Here is a 22,830-nt window from a genome sequence, read left to right as displayed (position 1 = left end):
AGTCCCCGAGGCCGGTGGCGGAGGGGGCGGGGGAACCGGGGTGCCCGTCCGCGGCGGCGGCTTGCGCCGAGGCCTCACGGGACGAGGGGGCTCCGGGCACGGGGACGTTCGGGGACGAGTCGGGCAAGAACCCTCGACCCTGCCTTCCTGCGAGAGGAGGTGCGGACGCCCTCGAGTCTACCCGCGCGCCGGGTGCCGGAACCGCCGCCGGCGGCGGCCGCTCACCTGCCCGAGTAGGTCGCCTTCCCGGGGCCGTCGGCGAGGAAGGAGCGCACCGCGCCGCGCAGGTCCTCGGTCCCGAACAGCGCGCCGGAGACGTCGGGCACCAGGTCGTCGGCGGCCCGCGCGCCCTGCCGGACGGCGGTGGTGACCAGCCGCTTGGTCGCCGCGTGGGCCACGGTCGGGCCGGCCGCCACTTGGCGGGCGTAGGCGCGGGCGGCCTCGGCGAAGCCGTCGTCGGGGAACACGCGGTTGACCACGTCCCACCGCTCCAGGACGGCGGCCGGGTAGCGCTCGCCGGTGAACACGAACTCCTTGGCGCGGGCCGAGCCGGCGCGCTCGGCCAGCCGCTGCGGCCCGCCCATCGACGGGGTCAGCCCGACGACGATCTCCACCAGCCCGAACGACGCGCGCTCCGCGGCGAGCAGCACGTCGCAGGCCAGCGCCAGCTCGAAGGCGGCGGTGAGGGTCAGCCCGTGCGCGGCGAAGACGGTGGGCACCGGGAGGTCCTCGAAGGTCTGGGCCACCCGCAGCAGCCGCCGCCAGAGGTCGGCGCCGCGCTCGGTGGGCTCGGGACCCTCGGCGATGTCGCGGAAGACGGTCACGTCGACCCCGCCGGAGACCACCCTGCCGCGGGCCTCGACCAGCACCGCCCGCGCCCGCGCGGGGTCGGCCGGGTCGGTCAGCCGGACCAGCTCGTCGGCGACCGCCTCGACGGCGTCGAACACCGGGGCGTCGAAGAGGTTCAGCGGCGGGTTGTCCAGGACGACGACGGCGACGTCGCCGTCCCGCTCGATGCGCACGGGCGCGGTCTCGGTCATGGCCGGAGCCTGGCAGACGCCGGTGGCGGGTACCGGGTCCGCATGGCCGACCGCTCCCCGTACGCCCTGACCTCGGCGGCCGTGGCCGCCACCGCCGTGCTCGGCGGGATCGGCACGGCGACCGGCACCCGCTGGTACGGCGACCTCGACAAGCCGCCGTGGAGGCCGCCCGCGGCCGCCTTCGGGCCGGCGTGGACGGCGCTGTACGCCCTGCTCGCCGTCGCCGGCGGCCGGGCGCTCGGTGCCGGTGAGCGGGGACGGCGCGGGTACCTGCGGGCCTACGGCGCCAACCTGGTGCTCAACGCGGGGTGGACGTGGGTGTTCTTCCGCGCGCGGCGCCCGGCGCTGGCCACCGCCGAGGCCGCGGTCCTGGCCGCCTCGACCGCCGACCTGGTGCGGCGGACCTGGGTCCGGGACGCCCGGGCCGGCGCCGCGCTGCTGCCGTACGCGGCGTGGACGTCGTTCGCGGCCGCGCTGACCGGCTCGATCGCCCGCCGCAACCCGCGCTGACGCCGGCGGACCCCCGCCCACCGAGGCATGACCGGGCGGTACCGGACACCTCCGCCGACGCTGTCGACGATGGCCCGTCAGTGGTGGGGGCCCTGCCGGCCGAGGGTCTCCACGGGCGTCGCGCCGGGTCGGGTCCACTGCGGCACGGGCCGGCTGGTCGGGCCCCAGGTGGCGTTCCCGTCCGCGTCCGAACGCCAGTACCAGCACGCGTCGCGCCCCTCGGGCCAGCCCTCGGGCTTGTCCTCCCACGCCTCGCCGCGGCCGTAGGGCGTCATGTCGAGGAGACCGAGGGTCCCGTCGGCCGGCTCGTTGCCGCGGCCCGTCGTGGAGTAGGTGAGGAACACGCGGTCGCCGTCGCGCAGGTAGCAGACGATGTGCCCCTCTGCGGTGGCGATCGGCGCCTCCACGCCGCGCACCGAGTACCAGGGCTGGGTGTAGCCCATGAACTCGACGTAGGGAGCCACTTCCTCCCAGCGTCCCGAGGTCAGGACGGCGAACGAGACACCGCGGGCGTTGAGGTAGACGGTGTCCCGCATCTGCCAGACGTTGAAGGTGCATCCCTCGCACTGCCCCTGGTGCGGCGCGCCGTCGTGCCACATCGAGTGGTAGACCACGAGCTCGTCGCGACCCTGGAACAGGTCCAGGAACGGGACCGGGCCATCAGGTCCGACGACCTCGACCGACCCGTCGAGCTCCACCATCGGCAGCCGGCGGCGGGCCGCGGCGAGGGCGTCGCCCCCACGGGTGTGGGCCTTCTCGCGGACCAGGAGCTCGGCCCGGGCGGCCTGCCAGGTGGCGAGGTCGACGACGGGCGGGCGGCCGGGGAGCGCGGTGGTCGGGTTCCTCGGCGTGGTCGTCATGACGTCCTCCCTGGTGTCTCGTGCCGGGCGGCGTCGTACGACGCCCTACGACACCAGGACGGACCCCCGACCCGGCCGGAACTCATCGCTACGGGACCACGACCGACGGCCCGGGCCACGACGGGCTGACGAGCTCACCGGCCCGGCCCGGATCTCGGCCGGATCGTCGGGGATCCGGCACCAGGCGCGGGCTGCGTTCCCGCTCCCGGGCTGCAGCCGACGGGGCGGAACGGACGGCCGCGGGGACCGGGCGCAGGCGGCGCACCGGACCCTCTCAGCCGGGCGGCCAGCGCAGGTCGCGGCCGCCCAGGACGTGCAGGTGCACGTGGTGCACGGTCTGCCCGGCCGCCGGGCCGGTGTTGGTGACCACCCGGTAGCCCGGCGCCACGCCGTCCTCGGTCACCAACCCCTCCTGGACGGCCACGTCGCCCGCCGCCCGGACGACGGCGCCGAGCAGGTCCGGGTCGGCCTGCGCCAGCGCGGCCGCCGTCGGGTGGTGCGCCTTGGGGACCACGAGGACGTGGGTGGGCGCCTGCGGGTTGATGTCCCGGAAGGCCAGCGTCCGGTCGGTCTCGTGCACGACGTCGGCGGGGATCTCGCCCGCGACCATGCGGCAGAACAGGCAGTCGGTCACGCGCCGACGATAGAGCGCACCGGCCGGGCGACCCGACGCGTCACCGCCGGCCGGGCGGGGTCTCGACCCCCAGGTAGGCCTGCACGATGCGCTCGTCGGCGAGCAGCCCGGCCGCCGGGCCGGAGTGCACGACCTCGCCGCTCTGCAGCACGTAGCCGTGGTCGGCGGCGCGCAGCGCCCGGCGGGCGTTCTGCTCGACGAGCACCACGGTGGTGCCCGACGCGCGGATCTCCTCGATCACCCGGAAGACCTCGTCGACGATCTTGGGAGCCAGACCCATCGACGGCTCGTCCATGAGCACCACCGTCGGCGACGCGACCAGGGCCCGGGCGATGGCGAGCATCTGCTGCTCGCCGCCGGAGAGCGCGCCGGCCGGCAGCGCCCGGCGCTCGGCCAGCACGGGGAAGCGGTCGTACATCGCGTCGATCGACCGCTGGGCGGTCCCGCCGGTGTGCCACGCGCCCATCCGGAGGTTCTCCTCGATGGTGAGCGTGGCCAGGATCTGCCGCCCCTCGGGGACCTGCACCAGCCCGCGGCCCACCAGCTTGTGGGCCGGCGTCCGGGTCACGTCGCGCCCCTCGAAGGTGATCCGGCCGCCCGACGGGCGCAGCATGCCGGAGACCGCGTTGATGACCGAGGACTTCCCCGCGCCGTTGGCGCCGACGAGGGTGACCAGCGAGCCCTGCTCGACGGCGAAGGAGACCCCGCGGACGGCCTCGACCCGCCCGTAGCCGACCCGCAGGTCCTCCACGCTCAGGATGGGGGTGCTCATGGCGCGTTCCTCGGGGTGGTGTCCGGGAGGTCGAGCGTGCCGGCCGCGCTCGGGTCCACGTTGGTGACCGCGCCCGGGGCGGCCACGGCACCGCTGCCGCCGGTGGGGTCGGCCAGGGTGCCGTCGGCGACCGACCGACCGCTCGGCTCGTCGTCGGCCGTGCCGAGGTAGGCCTCGATCACGACCGGGTTCGCGGCGATCTCCGCCGGGGTCCCGCTGGCGATGACCTCGCCGAAGTCGAGGACGACGACCCGCGTGCAGGTCTCCAGGACCATGCCGACGTTGTGCTCGATGAACAGGATCGTCAGCCCGTCGCGGGCCAGCGACCGGATGAGCTCGGACAGCCGTCCCGCCTCGACGTGGTTCATGCCGGCGGCCGGCTCGTCGAGGATGAGCAGCGAGGGCTCGGCGGCGAGCGCGCGGGCGATCTCCAGCCGGCGCTGGTCGCCGTAGGACAGCGACGACGCCCGGTTGCCGGCCAGGTCGCCGAGCCCCACCCGCCGCAGGCAGCGGGCCGCGTGCTCGAGGGCGGCCTGTTCGTCGCGCCGGGCCGAGGGCAGCCACAGCAGGCGGCGGAGGAAGGTCGGGCGGCTGACCAGGTGCGCGCCCACGAGCACGTTCTCCAGCGCGGACAACCGGTTGAACAGCTTGGAGTGCTGGAAGGTGCGGCTGACCCCCGCCGCCGCGACCTGGTGCACGGGGGTCCGCCCGATCGTCGTCCCCAGGACCGTGGCGCTGCCCGAGCTGGGCGGCACCAGGCCGCTGATCATGTTCACCAGGGTGGTCTTGCCGGCGCCGTTCGGGCCGATCAGCCCCACCACCTCGCCGCCGCGGACCTCCAGGTCGACGCCCCGGACGGCGTGCACCCCGCCGTACTCCTTGGCCAGCCCGGTCAGGCTGACCACCGTCTCGCCGGCGGCGGGGTGCCGGCGGGCGGCCAGCCGCGTCGCGGTGGCCCCGTCCCCGCCCCCGTCCCCGTCCCCGGACGACGGGACGCGGGTGCGCCGGGGGACCAGGCTGGTCAGCCCGCCCGGCAGGAAGAGGATCACGACGAGCAGCAGCAGGCCGGCGAGGAAGGGGCGGATCCAGCCCGCCTCCACCCCGACCGCCCGCTGGATCTCGGGGACCATCGTCTGGAACCCGCTGCCCAGGACCGGGCCGAGGAACATCGTGGAGCCGCCGACGACGGCGGTGACCAGGCCGTCCACGGCCGCGGTGAAGTCGAAGTCGTTGGGTGCGATCAGCCGGACGTAGTAGGCGAACAGCACGCCGTACAGGCCGGCCACGGCACCGGAGGTGACGAAGGCGGCGAGCCGGTGGCGGCCCACGTCGATGCCCATGGACCGGGCGGCGAGCTCGTCCTCGCGGATCGCCTCGAGCGCCCGGCCGTACCGGGAGCGGCCCATCCGCCAGAACCAGTACGCGACGACGGCCAGCGCCGTCCAGGCCATCCCGACGGTGAGGATGCGCGGCACCGCGAGCCCCTGCGCGCCGCCGGTCCACTCCAGGTTGAGCAGCACGACGCGCACCGCCTCGGCGAACCCGAGCGTGGCGATGGCGAGGAAGACCCCTCGCAGGTGCATCGTCGGCAGGCCCAGCACGACGGCGCCGAGGGCACCGACGGCCATGCCGATGACGACGGCGGTCAGCAGCGCGGGCACGTCGCCGACGTCGTCCCCGCTCGGGGCCAGGGTGGCGGCGGAGAACGCCGCCATGGCGGCGAAGCCGGCCTGGCCGAGGCTCAGCTGCCCGGCGATCAGGACGGCGTAGAAGGAGTAGGCGAAGATCGCGCCGAGGGCGATGAAGGTCAGCGTGGTGGCGTACTCGGCGAGCATCAGACCTCCCGCACCTTCCGGGCGCCGAGCAGCCCCTGCGGGCGCACCAGCAGGATCAGGAACAGCAGGCCGAAGGCGATCACGTCGCGCCAGGACGACCCGATGTACTGGACGGCGAAGACCTCGGCCAGCCCCAGCACGAGCCCGCCGATGAGCGCCCCGGGCAGCGAGCCCATGCCGCCGACGATGATCACGGCCAGCCCCTTGAGCTCGATGGCCGAGCCCATGCCGAGCTGGGCGGTGTTCACGTTGATGGCGAACAGCACGCCGGCGACCGCGCCCAGCGCCGAGGAGATGGCGAAGGTGACGGCGGTGATCCGGTCGACGTCGACGCCGAGCACCCGGGCGGCGGTCGGGTTCTCCGCGACGGCGCGCATGCCACGGCCCAGGCGGGTCCGGGTGACCATGTACGTCAGCCCGACCATGAGGGCGAGGGAGACGGCGAGGATGACCACCTGCGCCAGGGTCACCTGCGCGCCGGCGACCTCGAAGCGGGTCTCGGGGAACGACCCGGCGGGGAACCGGCGGGTGTCCGGGCCGTAGCGCCACTGCAGCAGGGCGATCAGCATCCCCGCCAGGGCGATCGAGGAGATCAGCCCGGCGAAGTGGGCGTCGGCGCGGCCCTTGAGGGGACGGAACGCCAGCCGCTCGATCACCAGGCCGAGCACCGCGCCGAAGACGAACACGACGGGCAGCGCCGCCCACAGCGACAGCCCGCCCCGCTCGACCAGCTCGATGCCCACGAAGGCCGAGGCGGCGAACACCGCGGGGTGCGCCAGGTTCAGCCGGTCCAGGATCCCGAAGACCAGGGTGAAGCCGATGGCGAACAGCGCGTAGATCGAACCGATGAAGATGCCGTTGAGGAGCTGCTGCACAGCCGTCCCTGCCTGATTCGTGTGTTCGGGTACCGGCCGTCCGCGGGAGGTGCCGGGAACCCCCTCCGGCCGGTCCACCGACCGGAGGGGGACGCCGGGTCACTCCAGGACGGCGAACGACCCGTCGCGGACGACCTGCACGACGGCCGGGTGGACGGCGTCCCGGTTCTCGTCGATGGAGAACTCACCGAGCACCGTGGGGACGTCCTCCAGCTCGCCCAGCGCCGCCTTGATGCTCTCGCGGTCGGCGGCGCAGTTCGCGCGGACGGCCTGGTCGACGAGCATCAGGCCGGTGTACGCCTGGGCGGCGAACTGGTCGGGCTGGGCGCTGTACGCGGCCTCGTAGGCCTCGAGGAAGGCCTGGTTCTCCGGGTTGTCGGAGGCGGAGTTCCAGGCGGCACCGACGACGACGCCCTCGGCCGCCTGGCCCGCGTCGGCCATCAGCCGCGGGTTGTTGAACCCGTTGCCGCCGATGATCGGCACGTCGATGCCGAGCTCGCGGGCCTGGGTGACCAGCGGGATCGCGGCCTCGATCAGCGCCGAGACGACGATCGCGTCGGGCTCGCTCTGCTGGGCCTGGGTGAGCAGGGCGCGGAAGTCGGTGTCGGCCTTGGAGAAGGTGATCGTCTCGCTCACCGTGACGCCCTCCTCCTCCAGCGCGGCGGTGAAGGCCTCGTACCCGGACTCGGTGAAGGCGTCGTCGTTGCTGTACATCACGACGACGTCCTGCAGGCCGAACTCCTCGGTGGCGGTGGCGATGGTCTGCGGGATCACCGCCTGCTCCGTGAGCGAGTTCCGGAAGATGTAGTCGCCGATCTCGGTGACGCCGGCCGCGGTGTTGGAGATGCCGAGCACCGGGACGCCGGCCTCCTGGGCGATGGGGTCGGCCTGCACCGCGGCGTTGGACAGCGTGGGGCCGATGATCAGGCTCACGCCGTCGGACACGAACTGGTCGAACAGCGTGATGCCCTGCCGCGGGTCGGTCTGGTCGTCCTCGATCCTCAGGTCGTAGGTGACCCCGCCCTTCTCGGCCAGCTGCGCGGCGGCCAGCTCCAGGCCGCGCTGCTGGGACTCGCCGTAGCTGGCCGCGGCGCCGGTCAGGCTGAGCACGGCGCCGATCGGCACCTCGCCCTCGATGGTGCAGGAGTCCCCGGTCCCCTCACCGGAGAGCTCGCCCGAGGCGGCCGTACCGCCGCCACCCCCCTCGCCGGAGCCGCAGGAGGCGAGCAGGAAGACCGCCGCGGTGGCAGCGGCGGCGGTGCTGAGCGGAACGCGCATGTCTCTCCCCTGGTCGTGCACGACGGCCGCACCGGCCCGGGTGGCTCGCGTGCCCCGCGGACGGCCGGGGACCCGGCCCCTCGCGGCGGGCGTCGTGTGGCCGGCCGTGTCCGGGCGGCCGGTGGCAGCCGACACAGTAAGCACCCGCGGGCGGTCGTCCGTCATGGGGCGGGAGCGCCGTGCCCAGAACGTGACCTGGGCCGGGCCACGGACGCGTCGCCGCCGGGACCGGTACAGGATGGGGGCCCGTCCCCGCCCCCCGGAGGTCCCCTGTGTCCGCTCCCCAGCCCCGCTGCAGGACGTAGTGGGGATCCGCCGCGTCGCCCGGTCGGGTGGCCCCGAGAACCTGATCCGCCCCGTCTCCCGCCGCACGTTCCTCGCCGCCGGTGCCGCCCTCGGCGCCGCACTCACCGGTTGCGGCCGTCCCACCGCCTCCCCCGCCGGGTCAGCCCCGCTGCGCATCGGCGCCATCCCCGACCAGGACCCCGAGGTCCTGCAGCGGCTGTACGGGACCGTCGCCGAGGCGGTGTCCACCGGGCTCGACCTCGAGGTCGGGTACGCGCCGGTCACCGACTACGCCGCCGCCGTCTCCCTCTTCCGCACCGGCGACCTGGACCTGGTCTGGTTCGGCGGGCTCACCGGCGTCCAGGCCCGGCTGCAGACCCCCGGCGCGGTCCCCGTCGCCCAGCGCGACATCGACCGGGCCTTCACCTCGGTGTTCGTCGTCCACGCGGCCACCGGGGTCGCGCCGTCGTCCGACCTCACCGCGCTCGCCCCGCTGCGGTTCACCTACGGCAGCGAGACCTCCACCTCCGGGCGGCTGATGCCCGCGTGGTTCCTGCGCGAGGCCGGCGTCGACCCGCAGGGCTTCCCCGGCGGCCCCGGCTTCTCCGGCTCACACGACGCCACGCTCGCCCTGGTGGCCTCCGGCAGCTACCAGGCCGGCGCCCTCAACGCGCAGGTCTGGCGGGCGCGCAGCGAGGAGGGTGCGGTCGACCCGGCCGTCGTCCTGCACTCCGAGACCCCGCCGTACGCCGACTACCACTGGCTGCTGAACCCGCGGGCCGCCGCGAGCACCGGGGTCCCGGACCTGGCCGACCGGCTGCTCGCCTTCTTCACCGGCCTGCCGCCCGGCGACCCCGTGCTGGACCTGTTCGGTGCGGGTTCGTTCGTCCCGGTGCAGACCTCCGACCACGACCGCATCGAGCAGATCGGCCGCGACCTGGGGCTGGTCAGCTGACCGCCGTCCTGCGGTTGGACGGCGTCACGGTCCGGTACGGCGGGACGACGGCGCTGGCCGGGGTCGACCTCGAGGTGGGTCCCGGCGAGCGGGTCGCCCTGGTCGGCGCGTCGGGGGCCGGGAAGTCGACGCTGCTCGCGGTGGCCAACGGGTCGGTGCCGCCCACGTCCGGCTCGGTGCGGGTGCTCGGCGCCTCGACCGCGGACCGGCGGGTGCGGGCCCGGGTCGGCACCGTCCACCAGTCGCTGGAGCTGGTCGGGCGGCTCCGCGTGGTGCACGACGTCAACGCCGGCCGGCTGGCGGGGTGGTCGGCGGCGCGGGCGGCCTGGTCGCTGCTCCGGCCGCAGGGCCTGCCGGAGGTGCTGGCCGCCCTGGAGCAGGTGGGCCTGGCCGACCGGGCGTTCGAGCGCACCGAGCAGCTCTCCGGCGGTCAGCGGCAGCGGGTGGCGATCGCCCGGCTGCTGGTGCAGCGCCCGGACCTGGTGCTGGCCGACGAGCCGGCGTCCGCGCTGGACCCGGTGCTCGCCGACCGCGCGCTGGCGCTGCTCGGCGAGCCGACCCTGGCCCGCGGCGGCGCGCTGGTCGCCGCGCTGCACGACCCCGGGCTGGTGCGGCGGCACTGCGACCGGGTGGTCGGGCTGGCCGGGGGCCGGGTGGTGCTCGACTCCCCGGTGACCGCGCTGACCGCGGCCGACCTGGCGGAGCTCTACCGGACCGTGCCGTGACGACGACGCTCGACCGGCCGCCGGCGGCACCGCCGCGGCTGCGGCGCGACCGCCGGCGCTGGGCGTGGGGCCTGGGTGCCCTCGCGGTGCTGCTCTGGTCGCTGGCCGGCGCCGGGCTGGTCACCGGCGACGTGCTCAACCCCGCCGGGACGGCGCAGTTCGGCCGGTTCGCGTCGGCGGCGCTCTCCCCGGCGGTCGACGCGGAGTTCCTCGGCGTCCTCACCCGGTCGGCGCTGGTCACGGTCGCCTACGCGGCGGCCGGCACCGCGCTGGCGCTGGTCCTCGGTGCCGCCGGTGCGGTGCTCGTCTCGCGCACCACCTGGGGACGCCGCCGCGCCGGCTGGCTGGCCGCGCGCGGGCTGCTCGCCGTCCCCCGGGGACTGCACGAGGCGGTGTGGGGGCTGCTGCTGGTCAACGTGCTCGGGCTGGACCCGTGGGTCGGGGTGCTGGCGATCGGCCTCCCCTACGGGGCCGGGACCGCCAAGGTGTTCGCCGACCTGGTCGACGAGGTGCCGCGCGGGGCGTACCGGGCGCTGCTGGCCGCGGGCGCCGGTCGGCCGGCCGCTGCGCTGTACGGGCTGCTGCCCCCGGCCGCGGGCGGGCTGCTGTCCTGGTCGTTCTACCGGCTGGAGTGCGCGGTCCGCTCGGCCGTCGTCCTCGGGATGGTCGGTGCCGGCGGGCTGGGCTACCAGCTGGCGCTGTCGTTCGCCTCGCTGCGCTGGGAGCAGGTGTGGAGCGCGGTCTACGCCCTCGCCGCGCTGTGCCTGGTCGCCGACGTGGCCGGGCGGGCGGTGCGCCGGCGGCTGGCCGCGCCGCCGTCGTCCACCCGCCGGGACCCGCTGCTGACCACCGCCGTGGCGGGCACCGTGCTGCTGGTCGGGTGGTCGGTCTGGTACCTGGCGCTGTCGCCGGCGTCGCTGGTCGCCGGGCGGACCGCCGAGCAGCTCGCGTACGTGCTGCGGGCCGCCTGGCCGCCGGCGACCGACGGCGGGCTGCTGCGCACGGTCGGCGCGCTGGCGGTCGACACGGTGCAGATGTCGGTGATCGCCATCGCCGTCGCGCTGCTGGGGGCGGTGCTGCTGGCCGGTCCGGCGGCCCGGCCGGCGCGGTCGTCCGCGGGACGGCGGATCGCGGGTGCGCTGCTGCGCGGGGGGCTGCTCCTGCTGCGCGCGGTGCCGCCGCCGGTGTGGGCGCTGGTGCTGCTGTTCGTGCTGCTGCCCGGGGTGCTGCCCGGTGCGCTGGCGCTGGGCGTCTACACGCTCGGTGTGCTCGGCCGGCTGGCGGCCGAGGCGACCGAGGAGCTCGACCCGCGGCCGCGGGCGGCGCTCACCGCGCTGGGCGCCCGCCCGGTGGCCGCGTGGTTGTACGGGGTGGCGCCGCGGGCGGCCGGGCCGGTGCTGGCGTACGCGCTGTACCGGTGGGAGGTGGCCATCCGCGACACGGTGCTGGTGGGGCTGCTCGGCGCCGGCGGGCTCGGTGCGCTGCTGGCCTCGGAGCTGGCGACCTTCGACTGGGCCGCGGTGACCACGGTGCTCGCCGCGGTCGTCGTCCTGACCTGGCTGGTCGACCTGGTCAGCGACCGCGCCCGCGCCGCCCTGCGCTGACCGGAGCCACGAGTGCGTCCAGGTGCCGGGCCACCAGCGCCTCCGCCCGCTCCGCCGGCACCCGGCCGGGCTCGACGGCGACCGCGCCGGCCAGCCCGTCGAGCAGCGCGAGCAGCACGGTCGCCTCGTCCCGGACGGCCTGCTCCGCCAGGTCGGGGCGCGCGGCGGCGATCAGCTGCGCGAGCAGGTCCTCGACCTGCTGCCACTCGCGCCGGTGCACCGCGGCCGTCGGCTCGTGGACGGCGGCGCGCGCCATGCGCACCAGCCAGATGACGCTCGCCGGCCGGCGTTCCTCCCCGGTGCTCAGCAGCTCGTCGGCAACCGCGCGCAGCACCTCGGCGGGCCCGGCTCCGGGTGCGATGCGCCGGTCCAGCCGCTCCTGGAACTGCCGGGAGACCCGGACCATCGCCGCGGCCAGCAGGGCGTCCTTGGTCGCGAAGTGGTGCTGCACCGCGCCGATCGAGACCCCGGCGGCCGTGGCGACCCGCCGGATGCTGATGCCCTCGTACCCCTCGGCGACCAGCAGGTCGAGCACGCAGTCGATGAGGCGGTCCGAGGGCCCGGTCACGTCCGCCATGCTCGCATCCTGGACGACCATACGATCGTATGGGTAGGCTCCTCCACCATGTCCGCCAGCGCGACGCAGCGCACGACTCCCCAGCCCCCGGCAGCGCCGTCCGAGCGCATCGCGGCGCTCGACGTGCTCCGCGGCGTGGCCATCCTCGGCACGCTCGCCACCAACATCTGGATCTTCACCGATCCCGGCGGCTTCCTCGGGTACCTCCTCGAGGACACCGCGTCGACCACGCCCGCCGGATGGGCAGCGGTCGAGGCCCTGCTGCAGCAGCTGTCCCAGGGCAAGTTCCTCGGGCTGCTCACGCTGCTGTTCGGCATCGGGCTGGAGATCCAGCGGCGGTCGGCCCTGCGCGCGGGACGGCGCTGGCCCGGGCGGTACACGGTCCGTGCCGCCCTGCTGTTCCTCGACGGCGTCGTGCACTACCTGCTGGTCGTGGAGTTCGACGTCCTCATGGGCTACGCGGTCACCGGAGCCGTGGTCGCCTACCTCCTCGCGACGAGCGAGCGCGCCCAGCGCGCCTGGATGCTCGCGGCCGCCGGCGTGCACGTCCTGCTGCTCGGCCTGGGAACGGCGGCGCTGACCGCCGCCCCGGCGCCGCCGGCTCCCGGTGGGATCGAGCCGAACCCCTACGCCGACGGGTCCTGGTGGGACCTCGTGCTGCTCCGGGTGGACGCCGCCGTCCTGTTCCGGATCGAGCCGGTGTTCATCCAGGCCCTGTCGGTGGCCCTGTTCCTGCTGGGCGCCCGGCTGCTGCGGGCCGGCGCGCTCGCTCCCGTAGGCGCGGCACTGCGCCGCCGGCTGCTCGTCGTCGGCACCGTGGCGCTGCCGGTCGACCTCGCACTCGGGGTGTTCGGCGGCCCGGCCGGGCTGGTCCTCGCCCGGTACGGCACCGCCCCGCTGGTCGCCCTCGGCCTGCTGGCCCTCGTGGTGGAGGTGGTCGGCCGGCGCGAGCGACCGGGCGCGGTGGGACGACGGCTGGCCGAGGTGGGACGGATGGCCCTGAGCGGCTACGTGCTGCAGAACGTCGTCGCCTCGGCGCTCTGCTACGGCTGGGGTCTCGGCCTGGCGTCACGGCTGGACCCCGCCGTCCGCGTGCCGGCGACCGTGGCGCTGTACGTGGTGGTCGTCGCCGTGGTCGTCGCGTTCGCGCACCTCTGGCTGCGCCGCTTCGCCCGCGGCCCGGTGGAGTGGCTGTGGAACGCCTCGTACCGGGCGCTGACCCGCGCCCGCTGACCGCCGTCCCCACCGCGCAGCGCCAGGACGGCGACCACAGCCCGGGGGTCGGCGCCGTCCTGGATCACCCTCGCGGGTCCTGGCTCACGCCCGACGGTGAGCCAGGACGCCGGACGATCAGCTCACCTGATCACCCAGGCGCCGCTGGTCATCGCCACCGGGTGCGGGCCGAGAGCGCGGCGAGCGCGGCGGCACCCGCGGTCGAGGTGCGCAGCACCTCGGGGCCGAGCCGCACCGGGCGGGCGCCGGCCGCGGTCAGCGCGACCACCTCGCCGTCGGTGAGCCCGCCCTCGGGCCCGACGATGACGGCGACCGTGCCCGTCCTGGGCAGCTCGACGCGGGACATCGGGTGCCGGGCCTGCTCGTGCAGCACCAGCGCGACGTCGACGTCGGCCAGCTCGCCGAGCACCTGCCGCGTGGTGAGCACGTCGGTCACCTCGGGCACCCGGGGACGGCGGGACTGCTTGCTGGCCGCCCGCGCCGCGGCCCGCCACTTGGCGACGCCCTTGGCCGCCCGGTCCTCCCGCCAGCGGGTCACGCAGCGGGAGGCCGCCCACGGCACGATCCGGTCGACGCCCAGCTCGGTGGCCAGCTCCACGGCCAGCGGCCCGCGCTCGCCCTTGGGCAGCGCCTGCACCAGCACCAGCTCCAGCGCCGGCGGTGGCACCTCGTGGCGCGCGGACACCTGCACCCGCAGCCCCTGCGGCCCGGCGGCGACGACCTCGCCCTCGGCGACCGTGCCGCGGCCGTCGCCCACGCGGACCCGCTCGCCGGGGGTCAGCCGCAGCACGTCGACGGCGTGCCGGCCCTCCGCGCCGTCGACCAGCAGGTCGGCGGCGTCGGGGAGCTCGTCGAGGAGGAACAGCGGTGCGCCGTCCAGCTCGGGCAGCCGGTCGTCGGTGGGGACGGCGCCGCCGGGCGAGGAGGACGTCACTTGAACAGCCGGGAGAAGATCCCGGCGTGGCCGCCGTCGGCGCCGGCCGCGGCCGGACGGTCCTCCCCGCGCAGCGCCGCGAGCTCGCGCAGCAGCTTCTCCTGCTCGGCGTCCAGGCGGGTCGGCGTCTGGACCTCCACGTGCACCATCAGGTTGCCCCGGCCGGTGGCCCGCAGCCGGGGGGCGCCCTTGGCGCGCAGCGTGATGACGCTGTCGGGCTGGGTGCCCGGCCGGATGTCGACCTCCTCCTCGCCGTCGAGGGTCTGCAGGGTCAGCGTGGTGCCCAGCGCCGCGGCGGTCATCGGCAGCGTGACCCGGCAGTGCAGGTCCTCGCCGTCCCGGGTGAACACGTCGTGCGGCCGCTCGGCGATCTCCACGTACAGGTCGCCGGCGGGCCCGCCGCCGGGGCCCACCTCGCCGTGGCCGGTGAGCCGGATCCGCATGCCGTCCTCGACGCCGGCCGGCACCTTGACCGGGATCGTGCGGCGCTGCCGCACCCGCCCCTCGGCGCCGCACTTGGGGCACGGCTCGGGGATGACCTGGCCGGTGCCGGCGCAGGTCGGGCACGGGCGGGTGGCGACGACCTGGCCCAGGAACGAGCGCTGCACGCTCTGCACCTCGCCGCGGCCGGAGCAGGTCACGCAGGTGGTCGGGTGCGTGCCCGGCGCGGTGCCCGCACCGGTGCAGGCGTCGCAGAGGACGGCGGTGTCGACGGTGATGTCCTTGGTGGTGCCGAACACCGTCTCGTCGAGGTCGAGGTCCAGCCGGATGAGCGCGTCACCGCCGGCCCGGACCCGGCTGCGCGGTCCGCGCGTGGCCGCCCCGCCGCCGAAGAAGGCGTCCATGATGTCGCCGAGCCCGCCGAAGCCGGCCCCGCCGAACCCGCCGGCACCGGCCCCCTGGCCGTTGTCGAAGGGATCACCGCCGAGGTCGACGATGCGCCGCTTCTCCGGGTCGGTCAGCGCCTGGTACGCGCGGCTGACCTCCTGGAAGCGCTCCTTGGCCTCGGGCTCGGGGTTGACGTCGGGGTGCAGGTCCCGGGCCAGCCGCCGGTAGGCCTTCTTGACGTCCGTGTCACTGGCTCCACGGGAGAGGCCCAGCACGGCGAAGTAGTCGGTTGCCATCGAGAAGTCTCTGTCCTCAGCTCTCGGCCAGGATCTGGCCGACGTAGCGGGCCACGGCTCGCACCGCGGCCATGTTCATCGGGTAGTCCATGCGGGTCGGGCCGACGATGCCCAGCCCGCCCAGCGCACGGTCGCCGGAGCCGTACCCCACGGAGACGACCGATGCACCGGAGAGCGCCTCGTGCGCGTTCTCCTCACCGATCCGCACCAGGACGGCACCGCCGGTGTCCACCTCGCTGATCAGCCGGAGGACGACGACCTGCTCCTCCAGCGCCTCCAGCAGCGGGCGCAGGCTGCCGGGGAAGTCGACGGCGACCCGCGCGAGGTTCGCCGTCCCCCCGACGACCAGGCGGTCCTCCCCCGGCTCGACCAGCGTCTCGACGAGGGCGGCGCCGACGCCGGCGACCAGCCGGCGCAGCTTCGGCGGGGCGGTCTCCAGCAGGTCGGGCACCAGGCCGGCGGCGTCGGAGAGCTTCGCGCCGGCGAAGGTCTGGTTGAGCAGCGCGCGCAGGTCGGCGACGTCGTCGCGGTCGACGTCGGCCGGGCAGTCGACCAGGCGCTGCTCCACCCGGCCGGTGTCGGTGATGAGCACCAGCAGCAGCCGGGAGATGGCCACCTGCACCACCTCGAGGTGGCGGACGGCGCTGCGCGACAGCGTCGGGTACTGGACGACGGCGACCTGGTGGGTCAGCTGGGCCAGCAGCCGCACCGTGCGGCTGAGGATGTCGTGCAGGTCGAGGGCGCCGTCCAGGAACCGCTCGATCGCCCGCTTCTCCGCGACCGAGAGCGGCTTGAGCGCCGAGAGCCGGTCGACGAAGAGCCGGTAGCCCTTGTCGGTGGGCACGCGGCCGGCGCTGGTGTGCGGCTGGGTGATGTAGCCCTGCTCCTCGAGCACGGCCATGTCGTTGCGGATGGTGGCCGGCGAGACGCCGAGGTCGTGCCGCTCGGCGAGGGCCTTGCTGCCCACCGGGTCGTTGGTCGAGACGTAGTCCTGGACGATGGCCCGCAGGACCTGCAGGCGGCGCTCGTCGTGCGCCACGGCGACACCTCCCCGTACCGGTCGACGGGCCCGCACGCGGGCCGGACCAGGACCGCGTCCTGGCACTCGCACGGGCTGAGTGCCAGCATACGACCGGTCGCGCCCCCCGTCGTGGAGCTCGGGCCGGGCCGGCCGGGCGGTGTGACCGGGACCGCGTGTCCGCGGTCGGTAGCGGGACCGGGGCGGCCCGATAGGGTTGGCGGCGGCTCGGAACCCGTACGGACCGGCACAGAGCGGAGGGCGTTCCCCTGATCTTCAAGGCGGTCCGGGACGGCCGGCCCTACCCCGACCACGGGCTGTCGCCGCGGGACTGGGCCATGATCCCGCCGCGCCAGGTGCGCCTCGACACGCTGACCACCACCAAGCGCGAGCTGGCCCTGGACACCCTGCTCGCCGAGGACTCCACCTTCTACGGCGACCTGTTCCCGCACGCCGTCCAGTGGAAGGGCGAGCTCTACCTCGAGGACGGCCTGCACCGCGCGCTGCGCGCCGCGCTGCAGCAGCGCACCGTCATCCACGTGCGGGTGCTCGACCTCGACGCGCTCATCCCCGCCATCAGCCGCTGAGCAAGGACCCCCCTGCCCCCCGCCACTCGCAGGCTCGCGGGGGGCCCCTGCAGGGAGGCCGTCACAGCCAGCCCTTCTCCTCCGCCACCCGCGCGGCCTCGACCCGGGTCCGCGCGCCGGTCTTGCCGATCGCCGAGGACAGGTAGTTGCGCACCGTGCCCTCGGACAGGAACAGCGTCCGCGAGATGTCCGCGACGGTCGCGCCGTCCGCGGCCGCGCGCAGCACGTCGGCCTCGCGGGCGGACAGCGGCGTGGCACCGAGCGCGAGCGCCGCGGCGGCCAGGTCCCGGTCGATCACCCGCTCCCCGGCGACGACGGCGCGGATGGCCCGGGCCAGCTCGGCGACCGGGGCGTCCTTCACCAGGAAGCCCGCGGCGCCGACCTCCATGGCCCGGCGCAGGAACCCTGGCCGGCCGAAGGTGGTGAGGACGACGGCCCGGCAGGCGGGCACCGCGGCCGCCAGCGCCCGGGCCGCCTCGATGCCGTCGCAGCCGGGCATCTCGATGTCCAGCAGGGCGACGTCCGGGGAGTGCTCGCGGGCGGCGTCCACCACCTGGTCGCCGCGGCCGACCTCGGCGACCACCGCCAGGTCCTCCTCCAGCTCCAGCAGCGCCCGCAGCGCCCCGCGGACCATCGACTGGTCCTCGGCGATGAGCACCCGGATCACCGCGCACCCACCCGGTCGTCCGCCGGCACCGGCACCCGCGCGGCCAGCCGGAAGCCGCCGCCGGGCCCCACGCCGTGCTCCAGCCGGCCCCCGACGCCGGCCACCCGCTCGGCCAGCCCGGCGAGCCCCGACCCCGCGGCGCCGTCCCCCGGCCCGCGGCCGTCGTCGGTCACGGTGAGCTCGACCTCCCCGGCCCAGCGGGACAGCTCGACGGTGACCGCGCCGGCCCCGCTGTGCCGCAGCGTGTTGGTCGTCGCCTCGCGCACCACCCAGCCGAGGACGGCGTCGACCGGCCCGGGCAGCTCCGGCACCGGGGACGGCGCCCGCAGCGTGGTCCCGGCCGCGGACAGCGCGGTGCGGGCCTCCGCGAGCGCCGGCGCCAGGCCGACCTGCCGGTAGCCGCTGACCGCCTCCCGGACCTCGGCCAGTGCCCGGCGGGCAGCGGCCTCGACGTCGGCCATCTCGGTGCGCGCCCGGGCCGGGTCGCACTCGGCGAGCCGGCCGGCCAGCTCGGACTTCAGCGCGATCAGCGACAGGCTGTGACCCAGCAGGTCGTGCAGGTCGCGGGCGAAGCGCAACCGCTCCTCCGCGACGGCCGACCGGGCCAGCTCCTCGCGCGCCTCGGCGAGCTCGGCGTTGACCGAGACCAGGTGGCGGGTGCCGCGCAGCGCGAACGCGGTGAGCAGGCACAGCACCGGAAGGAAGGCCAGCTCGCGCAGCAGGCCGTCGGTCGCGACGACCGCGGTGCACACGCCGGCCGCGCCGACCACCGCCGGCCACACCCAGCGCTCGGGCAGCCCGGCCGCCGCCGCGGCCGACACGTAGATCATCAGCCCCGACCAGGCCGGGCCGAGCCAGACGGCGAGCCCGACGCCGAGCACCGCCACCGTGAGCAGCGCCCGCCAGGGGACGCCGCAGCGGCCCGACATCCGGGTGAACACCGTGAGGTAGACCGCGGTGAAGGCGACCAGGCCCACCAGGGCGACCACCCGGACGGCCATCGGGCGGGGCGTCCCGGCCAGGTCGGCCAGCGGGAACGCCTGGAACAGCAGCCAGGGCAGCGCCCAGCCGATGCGGTACCAGCGGGGGCGGGGGTCCACGGCGGGGACGCTAGCCCGCTCGGCCCGCGACGGCGGGCGACGGACGGCGTCGCACGACCGCGGCGGTGAGGACGGCGGCGGCCACGGCGAACGCGGCCACGGCCAGCACCGTGCCCGGCGCCGGGGCCCCCAGGGCCACGACGTCCCGGCCGAGCTCGGCGTACCAGTACGACGGCAGCACGTGCGCGAGGACCCGCAGCCCGCCGGGGAACAGCTCGACCGGCACCCACAACCCGCCGAGCGCGGCCAGCACGGTGCCCACGACGCCGATCGCGGCGCCGGCCGCCTTCTCCTCGAGCGCATGGCCGATCAGCAACCCGAGCGCGACGAAGGCGCCCGACCCCAGCCAGAGCACCGCGACCAGCGCCACCCAGGTCGGCAGGGCGAGCTGGACGCCGTTGACGAACCGGCCGACCAGCGCGACGACGACCAGGCCGGGCAGGACCAGCAGCACGCCGACCAGCACGTCGACGGCGACGACGGACGACGCCGGGACGGGGGTGACCCGCAGCTGCCGCAGCCAGCCCGAGGCCCGGTCGAAGGAGATCCGGATGGTCGCACCGAGGGCTGCCCCCATCCCGCCGTAGGCCATCATCGCGACCATCGAGCCGGTCGCGTACTCCTGGTAGGCGCTGCCGGTGCCGGCCTGGGCGCCGAAGACCTCCGTGAAGAAGACGGTGAACAGCGCCGGCAGCAGCACCGTGAAGAACAGGAACTGCCGGTTGCGCCCGACCCGGCGCAGCTGGAAGGCGAGCAGGGTGCTCATCGGTCGGCTCCGATCGGGGTGCGGGGACGGCTGGTCAGGGAGAGCACCGCCTCCTCCAGGCTGGCGCCACGGACGTCGAGGTCGGGCAGCCGCCGGCCGGCGGCCAGCAGCGCGCGGAGGGTGGCCTCGACGTCGCCGGTGGTGAGGACCACCCGGTCGCCGGACCGCTCGGTCGCGGTCACGCCGGGGAGGCCGTCGAAGGCGCCCCCGGCGGCGGTGAAGGTGACGGTGCGCCCGGAGGTGCCGGCCTTCACCTGTGCGGCGGTGCCGTCGGCGACGACCTGCCCGCCGGCGACCACGACCACGCGGTCGGCGACGGCGTCGGCCTCCTCGAGGTGGTGGGTGGCGAAGACCACGGTGGTGCCGCGGTCGGCGAGCCGGCGCATCGTCGTCCAGAAGGCGCGGCGCCCCTCGACGTCCATGGCCGAGGTGGGCTCGTCGAGCAGCAGCAGCGGTGGCCCGCCGGCCAGCGCGAGGGCGAGCAGCACGCGCTGGCGCTGACCGCCGGAGAGGGCGTCGACCGGGCGGCCGAGCAGGCCCTCGATGCCGGCGTTGACGACGAGGTCGTCCAGCGGCCACGCCATCGCTCGCCCGGCCCGCCCGAAGCTGCGCCGGACCAGCTCGACGACCTCCCCGACGCGGGCCTCGCCGGGCAGCCCGCCGTGCTGCAGCATGGCGCCGACGCAGCCGGCCCGGACGGCCGCGGCGGGCGTGCGGCCGAGCACCAGCACCGAGCCGGTGGACGGGACCAGGCCGAGGACGGCGTTGACCACCGTCGACTTCCCGGCGCCGTTGGGGCCGAGCAGTGCGACGGTCTCGCCGGTGCGCAGGTGCAGGTCGAGGCCGCCGACGGCGACGGTGTCGCCGTAGCGGACGGTGAGGTCGCGGACCTCCAGAGCGCTTCGGGTGGGCACGGGACCAGCCTCTGGCCCGGCCCGATCCCGCAGTAGTGCGGGACGTCGCGACCCCGACCTGACATCCGTCAGCCCCGAGGCCGCCATTATCGCGATAAAGGCAGCTGCGTCAGTCGGTCAGGTCGCGGACCAGGGCGTCGGCGAGCAGGCGGCCGCGGTCGGTGAGCACGGCGCGGCCGGCGGCGTGCGCGGCCGGCTCGAGCAGCCCACGGACGACGGCGTCGGCGGCGCGGGCGCGGCCGGCCTCCGACAGCGCGGTCAGCGGCAGCCCCTCGCGCAGCCGCAGGCCGAGCATCACCGTCTCCAGCGCGCGGTCGTCGTCGTCCAGCAGCTCGGTGTCCTGCACCGGGCTCTCCCCGCGCAGCAGCCGGCCGGCGTGGGCGGCGGGGTGCTTGACGTTCCACCAGCGCAGCCCGCCGACGTGGCTGTGCGCGCCGGGGCCGACGCCCCACCAGTTGGCGTTGGCCCAGTAGAGCTCGTTGTGCCGGCAGCGGGCGGCCCCGCTGGTCGCCCAGTTCGACACCTCGTACCAGTCGAAGCCGGCGGCGCGCAGGGTGGCGTCGGCCTGTTCGTAGCGGTCGGCGAGGACGTCGTCGTCGGGCACCGGCAGCTCGCCGCGGTCGATGCGGCGGGCCAGCCGGGTGCCCTCCTCGACGATGAGGGCGTAGGCGCTGACGTGGTCCACCGGCGCGGCCAGGACGGCGTCCAGCGAGGCGCTCCAGTCGGCGTCGGTCTCCCCCGGCGTCCCGTAGATCAGGTCCAGGTTGACGTGCTCGAACCCGGCCGCGCGCGCCTCGCCCGCGGCCTCGACGGCCCGGCCGGGGGTGTGCCGGCGGTCGAGGACGGCGAGCACGTGCTCGGCCGCGGACTGCATGCCCAGGCTGATCCGGGTGAAGCCCGCCGCGCGCAGGGTCGCCAGCGACGCCGGCGTCACCGTCTCGGGGTTGGCCTCCGTCGTGACCTCGACGCCGTCGGCGACCGGGAAGAGCCGCCGGACCTCGGCGAGGACGGCGGCCAGGTCGTCGGCGGGCAGCAGCGTGGGGGTGCCGCCGCCGACGAAGACGGTGGAGACCGTGGGCAGGTCCGGGCCGAGGGTCTCGGCGGCCTGGCGCAGCTCGGCGATCGCGGTGCCGGCGTACTCCGCGCGGCTGGCGCCGGGTCCCAGCTCGTCCGCGGTGTAGGTGTTGAAGTCGCAGTAGCCGCAGCGGGTGGCGCAGAAGGGCACGTGCACGTAGAGCCCGAAGGGCGTGCGGGTCAGCCCCTCGCGGGCGGAGTCGGGGAGCTGCAGGGTCCGCGGCGGGGACTCCAGCAGCGGCAGGACGGTGTTCATCTGACCCCAGTGTGCCGCGCCGGGCAGGATGCCCGGTGGTGAGCGAGCTCGCGAGCTCACATGAGGGCACAGCAGCGCCGCGAACGCGGCCGACGAGCGCCAGCGAGGAGGACACGTGAGCGACGACACGGTGCTGCAGGTCTCGACGTCCCGGGGGGTCGCGACCCTCACGCTGGACTCCCCCGCCAACCGCAACGCGCTGTCCCGCGCGATGCGCGCGCAGGTGCGCGAGGCGCTGGCCGGCGCGCTGGCCGACGACGCGGTGCGGGTGGTCGTGCTCGACCACACCGGCCGGGTCTTCTGCTCCGGGATGGACCTCACCGAGGCCGCCGGCGGCGCGGCCGGTGACCAGGGGGTGCGCGAGCTGCCCGAGCTGCTGGAGACGGTGTGGCGCTCGCCGAAACCGGTGGTCGCCGTCCTCCGCGGGCCGGCGCGCGCCGGCGGGGTGGGGCTGGCGGCGGCCTGCGACGTCGTCGTCGCGGCGAGCTCGGCGACCTTCGCGTTCACCGAGGTGCGGCTGGGCATCGTGCCGGCGGTCATCTCGGCGGTCGTGCTGCCGCGGATGGTGCCGCACGCGGCGCACCGGCTGATGCTGACCGGCGAGGTGTTCGACGCCGCCGCCGCGGCCGCCGGCGGGCTGGTCGACCTCGCCGTGCCCGACGACGAGGTGGACGCCGCGGTCGCCGCGCAGGTCACCGCGCTCGCCGCCGGGGCGCCGGCCGCGCTCGCCGAGACCAAGCGCCTGCTGCGCGCCGGCGGGCTGCGCGGCTCGGCCGAGGAGCTGCTGGAGCTGTCCGCACGGTTCTTCGCGAGCGCAGAGGGCCAGGAGGGCATCGCGGCGTTCCGGGAGAAGCGCCCGGCCCGCTGGGTGCCCGCGGCGGACTGAGGTCCGCGGACGCTCGTGCTCTGCCCACCACGGTGGGCAGAGCACGAGCGTCCCGGACCCACAGCACGGAGCCGGCGACCGGCCCGGCCCGGACGAGGGGCGGGGCAGCACCCGGGACCGGCCGGGCGGGTCCTTGCCCCGGCCCGTCCGCGGGAGGACCCTCCCGGCATGAGCGAGCCCGACGACCGGCGCGAGCGGTTCCGCCACCTGCCCGACCCCGTGCGGCCCGAGGACACGGTCGAGGGCGTCGACACCTCCCCCGTCCCCGCCGGGGACGCCAGCGACGAGCGCGAGGTGTTCCTGCGCCAGGCGGGCGGCTGA

The 22,830-nt window shown here is 76.0% G+C and carries 24 protein-coding genes; 8 read left to right on the top strand and 16 right to left on the bottom strand.

Annotation, left to right across the window (positions count from 1 at the left end):
* Nucleotides 1-221: 221 nt before the first annotated feature.
* Complete coding sequence (locus BLR12_RS14470; RefSeq protein WP_091379335.1) at nucleotides 222-1,040, bottom strand: enoyl-CoA hydratase/isomerase family protein; 819 nt, start codon at nucleotides 1,038-1,040, stop codon at nucleotides 222-224.
* A gap of 42 nt (nucleotides 1,041-1,082) precedes the next feature.
* Between BLR12_RS14470 and BLR12_RS14465 the strand changes: the two genes are divergently transcribed.
* Nucleotides 1,083-1,550, top strand: coding sequence for a TspO/MBR family protein (locus BLR12_RS14465; protein WP_091379333.1), 468 nt, complete (start codon nucleotides 1,083-1,085; stop codon nucleotides 1,548-1,550).
* 77 nt (nucleotides 1,551-1,627) lie between these two features.
* Here the strand turns inward: BLR12_RS14465 and BLR12_RS14460 are convergent, their stop codons facing one another.
* The 6 genes from BLR12_RS14460 to BLR12_RS14435 form a co-directional block, all read right to left on the bottom strand.
* Nucleotides 1,628-2,410: a DUF899 family protein gene (locus tag BLR12_RS14460; RefSeq protein ID WP_091379330.1), complete on the bottom strand. Its 783-nt coding sequence runs from the start codon at nucleotides 2,408-2,410 to the stop codon at nucleotides 1,628-1,630.
* A 274-nt stretch (nucleotides 2,411-2,684) separates the two neighbouring features.
* On the bottom strand, nucleotides 2,685-3,044 hold the full coding sequence (locus BLR12_RS14455) for a histidine triad nucleotide-binding protein (protein WP_255363505.1): 360 nt from the start codon (nucleotides 3,042-3,044) through the stop codon (nucleotides 2,685-2,687).
* A 40-nt stretch (nucleotides 3,045-3,084) separates the two neighbouring features.
* Nucleotides 3,085-3,816 carry an ABC transporter ATP-binding protein gene (locus tag BLR12_RS14450; RefSeq protein WP_091379328.1) on the bottom strand — a complete coding sequence of 244 codons (732 nt, stop codon included), beginning with the start codon at nucleotides 3,814-3,816 and terminating at the stop codon, nucleotides 3,085-3,087.
* Nucleotides 3,813-5,651 carry a branched-chain amino acid ABC transporter ATP-binding protein/permease gene (locus tag BLR12_RS14445; protein WP_091379326.1) on the bottom strand — a complete coding sequence of 613 codons (1,839 nt, stop codon included), beginning with the start codon at nucleotides 5,649-5,651 and terminating at the stop codon, nucleotides 3,813-3,815. The genes BLR12_RS14450 and BLR12_RS14445 overlap by 4 nt, the downstream gene beginning before the upstream one ends.
* Nucleotides 5,651-6,526, bottom strand: a complete 876-nt coding sequence (locus BLR12_RS14440) for a branched-chain amino acid ABC transporter permease (protein ID WP_091379323.1) — start codon at nucleotides 6,524-6,526, stop codon at nucleotides 5,651-5,653. The genes BLR12_RS14445 and BLR12_RS14440 overlap by 1 nt, the downstream gene beginning before the upstream one ends.
* Nucleotides 6,527-6,625: 99 nt before the next feature.
* The gene (locus tag BLR12_RS14435; RefSeq protein ID WP_091379322.1) at nucleotides 6,626-7,804 is read right to left on the bottom strand and encodes an ABC transporter substrate-binding protein; all 1,179 of its coding nucleotides are present in this window, start codon (nucleotides 7,802-7,804) and stop codon (nucleotides 6,626-6,628) included.
* A 304-nt stretch (nucleotides 7,805-8,108) separates the two neighbouring features.
* Here BLR12_RS14435 and BLR12_RS14430 point away from each other — a divergent pair, with 304 nt between their 5' ends.
* Genes BLR12_RS14430 through BLR12_RS14420 form a run of 3 tightly spaced genes read left to right on the top strand, consistent with a single transcriptional unit; the run spans nucleotide 8,109 to nucleotide 11,373 of the window.
* Nucleotides 8,109-9,044, top strand: coding sequence for a putative selenate ABC transporter substrate-binding protein (locus BLR12_RS14430; protein WP_091379319.1), 936 nt, complete (start codon nucleotides 8,109-8,111; stop codon nucleotides 9,042-9,044).
* 14 nt (nucleotides 9,045-9,058) lie between these two features.
* Nucleotides 9,059-9,769, top strand: coding sequence for a phosphonate ABC transporter ATP-binding protein (locus BLR12_RS14425; RefSeq protein WP_255363504.1), 711 nt, complete (start codon nucleotides 9,059-9,061; stop codon nucleotides 9,767-9,769).
* Nucleotides 9,766-11,373 (top strand): PhnE/PtxC family ABC transporter permease, encoded by a 1,608-nt coding sequence (locus BLR12_RS14420; protein ID WP_091379317.1) that lies wholly within the window; start codon nucleotides 9,766-9,768, stop codon nucleotides 11,371-11,373. The genes BLR12_RS14425 and BLR12_RS14420 overlap by 4 nt, the downstream gene beginning before the upstream one ends.
* Here the strand turns inward: BLR12_RS14420 and BLR12_RS14415 are convergent.
* Entirely contained in the window at nucleotides 11,342-11,941 is a 600-nt protein-coding gene (locus BLR12_RS14415; protein WP_218120676.1) for a TetR/AcrR family transcriptional regulator, read from the bottom strand. The two genes, BLR12_RS14420 and BLR12_RS14415, sit on opposite strands and share 32 nt — an antisense overlap.
* 57 nt (nucleotides 11,942-11,998) lie before the next feature.
* Here BLR12_RS14415 and BLR12_RS14410 point away from each other — a divergent pair, with 57 nt between their 5' ends.
* The gene (locus tag BLR12_RS14410; protein WP_091379313.1) at nucleotides 11,999-13,183 is read left to right on the top strand and encodes a DUF418 domain-containing protein; all 1,185 of its coding nucleotides are present in this window, start codon (nucleotides 11,999-12,001) and stop codon (nucleotides 13,181-13,183) included.
* Nucleotides 13,184-13,331: 148 nt separating this feature from the next.
* Here the strand turns inward: BLR12_RS14410 and BLR12_RS14405 are convergent, their stop codons facing one another.
* Genes BLR12_RS14405 through hrcA form a run of 3 tightly spaced genes read right to left on the bottom strand, consistent with a single transcriptional unit; the run spans nucleotide 13,332 to nucleotide 16,280 of the window.
* Nucleotides 13,332-14,117 carry a 16S rRNA (uracil(1498)-N(3))-methyltransferase gene (locus BLR12_RS14405; RefSeq protein ID WP_218120675.1) on the bottom strand — a complete coding sequence of 262 codons (786 nt, stop codon included), beginning with the start codon at nucleotides 14,115-14,117 and terminating at the stop codon, nucleotides 13,332-13,334.
* Nucleotides 14,114-15,241 carry a molecular chaperone DnaJ gene (gene dnaJ, locus BLR12_RS14400; protein ID WP_091379310.1) on the bottom strand — a complete coding sequence of 376 codons (1,128 nt, stop codon included), beginning with the start codon at nucleotides 15,239-15,241 and terminating at the stop codon, nucleotides 14,114-14,116. Before dnaJ ends, BLR12_RS14405 begins: the two co-directional genes overlap by 4 nt.
* Nucleotides 15,242-15,257: 16 nt before the next feature.
* Nucleotides 15,258-16,280 carry a heat-inducible transcriptional repressor HrcA gene (gene hrcA / locus BLR12_RS14395; protein WP_091379307.1) on the bottom strand — a complete coding sequence of 341 codons (1,023 nt, stop codon included), beginning with the start codon at nucleotides 16,278-16,280 and terminating at the stop codon, nucleotides 15,258-15,260.
* Between the two features lie 248 nt (nucleotides 16,281-16,528).
* Here hrcA and BLR12_RS14390 point away from each other — a divergent pair, with 248 nt between their 5' ends.
* On the top strand, nucleotides 16,529-16,846 hold the full coding sequence (locus tag BLR12_RS14390) for a type II toxin-antitoxin system VapB family antitoxin (RefSeq protein ID WP_091379304.1): 318 nt from the start codon (nucleotides 16,529-16,531) through the stop codon (nucleotides 16,844-16,846).
* Nucleotides 16,847-16,907: 61 nt separating this feature from the next.
* Here the strand turns inward: BLR12_RS14390 and BLR12_RS14385 are convergent, their stop codons facing one another.
* The 5 genes from BLR12_RS14385 to hemW all read right to left on the bottom strand — a co-directional run bounded on the left by BLR12_RS14385 (nucleotide 16,908) and on the right by hemW (nucleotide 21,623).
* Complete coding sequence (locus tag BLR12_RS14385) at nucleotides 16,908-17,513, bottom strand: response regulator transcription factor (RefSeq protein ID WP_091379302.1); 606 nt, start codon at nucleotides 17,511-17,513, stop codon at nucleotides 16,908-16,910.
* Nucleotides 17,510-18,613, bottom strand: a complete 1,104-nt coding sequence (locus tag BLR12_RS14380) for a sensor histidine kinase (RefSeq protein WP_091379299.1) — start codon at nucleotides 18,611-18,613, stop codon at nucleotides 17,510-17,512. Before BLR12_RS14380 ends, BLR12_RS14385 begins: the two co-directional genes overlap by 4 nt.
* A 10-nt stretch (nucleotides 18,614-18,623) precedes the next feature.
* Entirely contained in the window at nucleotides 18,624-19,379 is a 756-nt protein-coding gene (locus BLR12_RS14375) for an ABC transporter permease (protein ID WP_091379296.1), read from the bottom strand.
* Complete coding sequence (locus tag BLR12_RS14370) at nucleotides 19,376-20,293, bottom strand: ATP-binding cassette domain-containing protein (RefSeq protein WP_255363503.1); 918 nt, start codon at nucleotides 20,291-20,293, stop codon at nucleotides 19,376-19,378. The genes BLR12_RS14375 and BLR12_RS14370 overlap by 4 nt, the downstream gene beginning before the upstream one ends.
* 109 nt (nucleotides 20,294-20,402) lie before the next feature.
* The gene (gene hemW / locus BLR12_RS14365) at nucleotides 20,403-21,623 is read right to left on the bottom strand and encodes a radical SAM family heme chaperone HemW (RefSeq protein ID WP_091379289.1); all 1,221 of its coding nucleotides are present in this window, start codon (nucleotides 21,621-21,623) and stop codon (nucleotides 20,403-20,405) included.
* 115 nt (nucleotides 21,624-21,738) lie between these two features.
* Between hemW and BLR12_RS14360 the strand changes: the two genes are divergently transcribed.
* Both BLR12_RS14360 and BLR12_RS24575 read left to right on the top strand, forming a co-directional pair.
* Entirely contained in the window at nucleotides 21,739-22,509 is a 771-nt protein-coding gene (locus BLR12_RS14360) for an enoyl-CoA hydratase-related protein (RefSeq protein WP_091379286.1), read from the top strand.
* Nucleotides 22,510-22,677: 168 nt separating this feature from the next.
* Complete coding sequence (locus BLR12_RS24575; protein ID WP_176832519.1) at nucleotides 22,678-22,830, top strand: hypothetical protein; 153 nt, start codon at nucleotides 22,678-22,680, stop codon at nucleotides 22,828-22,830.

Source organism: Geodermatophilus sp. DSM 45219, assembly GCF_900104025.1.
Taxonomy (GTDB): domain Bacteria; phylum Actinomycetota; class Actinomycetes; order Mycobacteriales; family Geodermatophilaceae; genus Geodermatophilus.
Note: the sequence above shows the minus strand (reverse complement) of the source record. Positions and strands in the feature narration are given on the sequence as shown.